A 2,914-nucleotide genomic window follows, 5' to 3' on the forward strand; every position below is an offset into this window, starting at 1 on the left:
GGCCCTTACGTGATGTTGCCGGCCCTTACGTGATGTTGCCATTCCTGGGCCCAAGCACCTTGCGTGATGCGCCGTCCAAGTACGTCGACAGCTATACCGGTGCTTATCGTTACGTCAACGACGTACCTGTGCGTAACTCGTTCTTCGCGCTGGACATCATCGATACCCGCGCCAATCTGCTGTCGAGCGAGAAGCTGATCACCGGCGACAAGTACACCTTCATCCGCAATGCGTACTTGCAGAACCGTGAGTTCAAGGTGAAAGACGGTAAGGTTGAAGACGATTTTTGATCTCGACCGGTAAACTGGAAAAGGCGGCCATCAACAGGCCGCCTTTTTTGTCTGCGAAGACCCGCATGCTGATGTAATCGCGCTTTTCACTGTAGTCCCGCCGGTTTGACTCATGGGTTCGAACCTTCCATTGGGTTACGGATTTGTCTGTTCTTATAACTCTCGGTGATTTGACAAATAAAGACGTCAGGTGACCATCGGCGTGAGCTTGAAACGCCCCGCGGATGGGAGTACCGTCTGCGCCTTAGAAGGGCACCTCTGGTGTACATGTGTGTAGGGCAAATGCTCGAAAACGGTGCGACAGAGAGGCTAGAAAGCGAATCCAGTAGTCAGCGCCGGGCCAAAGTCCCCGCCTGCTACGCCAACCTAATTCTGGCGCCGTTTGCCCACATGCGAAAAACCAGTGCCACGCTGCTGATAATCGATGATGACGAAGTAGTTCGCGCGAGCCTCGCCGCCTATTTGGAAGACAGTGGTTTCAGCGTCTTGCAGGCCAGCAATGGTCAGCAGGGCCTTCAGGTATTCGAGCAAGACAAGCCCGACCTGGTCATCTGCGATCTGCGCATGCCGCAGATGGGCGGACTCGAACTCATCCGCCAGGTCACCGAACTGTCACCGCAAACGCCGGTGATTGTGGTTTCAGGTGCGGGCGTGATGAACGACGCGGTCGAAGCCCTGCGCCTGGGCGCAGCGGACTACCTGATCAAGCCTCTCGAAGATCTGGCCGTGCTCGAGCACTCCGTGCGCCGGGCCCTGGATCGTGCGCGCCTGTTGCTGGAGAACCAGCGCTACCGCGAGAAGCTGGAGAAGGCCAACCGCGAACTCGAAGCCAGCCTGAACCTGCTCCAGGAGGACCAGAACGCCGGTCGCCAGGTGCAGATGAACATGCTGCCGGTCAGCCCCTGGGCCATCAACGAGTTCAAATTTGCTCACCAGATCATCCCGTCGCTGTACCTGTCGGGTGATTTCGTCGACTACTTCCGGGTCGACGAGCGCCGGGTCGCCTTTTACCTGGCGGACGTTTCCGGTCATGGCGCCTCTTCAGCCTTCGTCACCGTGCTGTTGAAGTTCATGACCACGCGCTTGCTGTTCGAATCCAGGCGCAGCGGCACCTTGCCGGAATTCAAGCCTTCAGAGGTTCTTGGTCATATCAACCGGGGCCTGATCAGTTGTAAGCTGGGTAAACACGTCACAATGGTCGGTGGAGTCATCGACGAGGAGACCGGTTTGTTGACCTATAGCATCGGCGGTCATCTGCCGTTGCCAGTGTTGTACACGCCAGACGGTGTTCGTTATCTGGAAGGGCGTGGCCTGCCGGTGGGGCTTTTCAACGAAGCCACCTACGAAGACCACGTGCTGGAACTGCCATCGACGTTCAGCCTGACGCTAATGTCTGATGGCATTCTGGATCTTTTGCCAGAACCCACACTCAAAGAAAAAGAGGCGGCGTTGCCCCAACGGGTCAAGGCTGCGGGCGGCACCCTGGATGGGCTGCGGCAGGTTTTTGGATTGGCCACGCTAGGGGAGATGCCGGATGATATCGCCCTGTTGGTGTTGAGCAGGAATCTTTGATGAGTACTGGTAGAATCCAGTTCGCCGAGCAGGACGGCACCTTCGTCCTCAAGTTCGTCGGTGAAGTTCGCCTGACCCTGTGTTCGGCGTTGGATGCGACTATAGAAAAAATCTTCACCGCGAAGAATTTCAACGCGATCGTGATCGATTTGACCGAAACCCGCAGCATCGACAGCACCACCCTGGGCCTGCTGGCCAAGCTGTCGATCCTGTCGCGGCAACAGGTCGGCCTGCTGCCGACCGTCGTCACCACCCACGAAGACATCACCCGTCTGCTGCAGTCCATGGGCTTCGAGCAGGTGTTCAACATCGTCGACAAGCCGATACCCTGCCCGGAATGCCTGGACGACCTGCCAGACCAGGATCAGTCCGAAGAAGTGGTGCGGATCAAAGTGCTCGAAGCGCACAAAATCCTCATGGGCCTGAACGACACCAATCGTGAAGCGTTCCATGATCTGGTGAATGCGCTGGAGCGCAATTGATCCCCTGATGTGATGTGGGCCTTGTCTGGCCCCATCGCGAGCAAGCTCGCTCCCACAGGTTTTTCGTTCAGCACACTACCTCAGCCATCCCGCAAATCCCTGTGGGAGCGAGCCTGCTCGCGATGGCGTCCGCAAGAACCCCGCATCAACAAAAAGGGCGAACCCACCAAGGTTCGCCCTTTTTGCATCACACCCACTAAGATCACAGCTTGGCCTCCCACAGTATTTTCGTTCAGCACACGACCTCAGCCATCYCGCAAATCCCTGTGGGAGCGAGCTTGCTCGCGATGGCGTCCGCCARAACACCACRCATTACCCAGCATCCACAAAAAAKGGCGAACCTGTGARGGTTCGCCCTTTTTGCATTTCACCGCTTGGCCTGCAACAACGCTCAAGCTCCGAATTGATGTGGGCCGGACTGGCCCCATCGCGAGCAAGCTCGCTCCCACAGGTTTTTCGTTCAGCACACGACCTCAGCCATCCCGCAAATCCCTGTGGGAGCGAGCTTGCTCGCGATGGGGCCAGTCCGGCCCACATCAATTCGGAGCTTGAGCGTTGTTGCAGGCCAAG

Annotated in this window: 3 protein-coding genes; all 3 read left to right on the forward strand. The window is 57.4% G+C overall.

Annotation, left to right across the window (positions count from 1 at the left end):
• On the forward strand, positions 1 to 290 hold a 290-nt coding region (locus AC1DRN_RS29755), incomplete at its 5' end, for an MlaA family lipoprotein (protein ID WP_477786911.1).
• A gap of 390 nt (positions 291 to 680) precedes the next feature.
• Positions 681 to 1,862 (forward strand): two-component system response regulator RssB, encoded by a 1,182-nt coding sequence (gene rssB / locus AC1DRN_RS29760; RefSeq protein ID WP_223462650.1) that lies wholly within the window; start codon positions 681 to 683, stop codon positions 1,860 to 1,862.
• A complete protein-coding gene (gene rssC, locus AC1DRN_RS29765) occupies positions 1,862 to 2,344 on the forward strand; it encodes an anti-sigma factor antagonist RssC (RefSeq protein ID WP_223462651.1) in 483 nt (160 codons plus the stop codon). The genes rssB and rssC overlap by 1 nt, the downstream gene beginning before the upstream one ends.
• Positions 2,345 to 2,914 lie beyond the last annotated feature (570 nt).

Source organism: Pseudomonas sp. P5_B3, assembly GCF_056400405.1.

Bases quoted from the DNA above. Each gene is read 5' to 3' on its own strand.
- rssB (WP_223462650.1), top strand. From the start codon at position 681: ATGCGAAAAACCAGTGCCACGCTGCTGATAATCGATGATGACGAAGTA.
- rssC (WP_223462651.1), top strand. From the start codon at position 1,862: ATGAGTACTGGTAGAATCCAGTTCGCCGAGCAGGACGGCACCTTCGTC.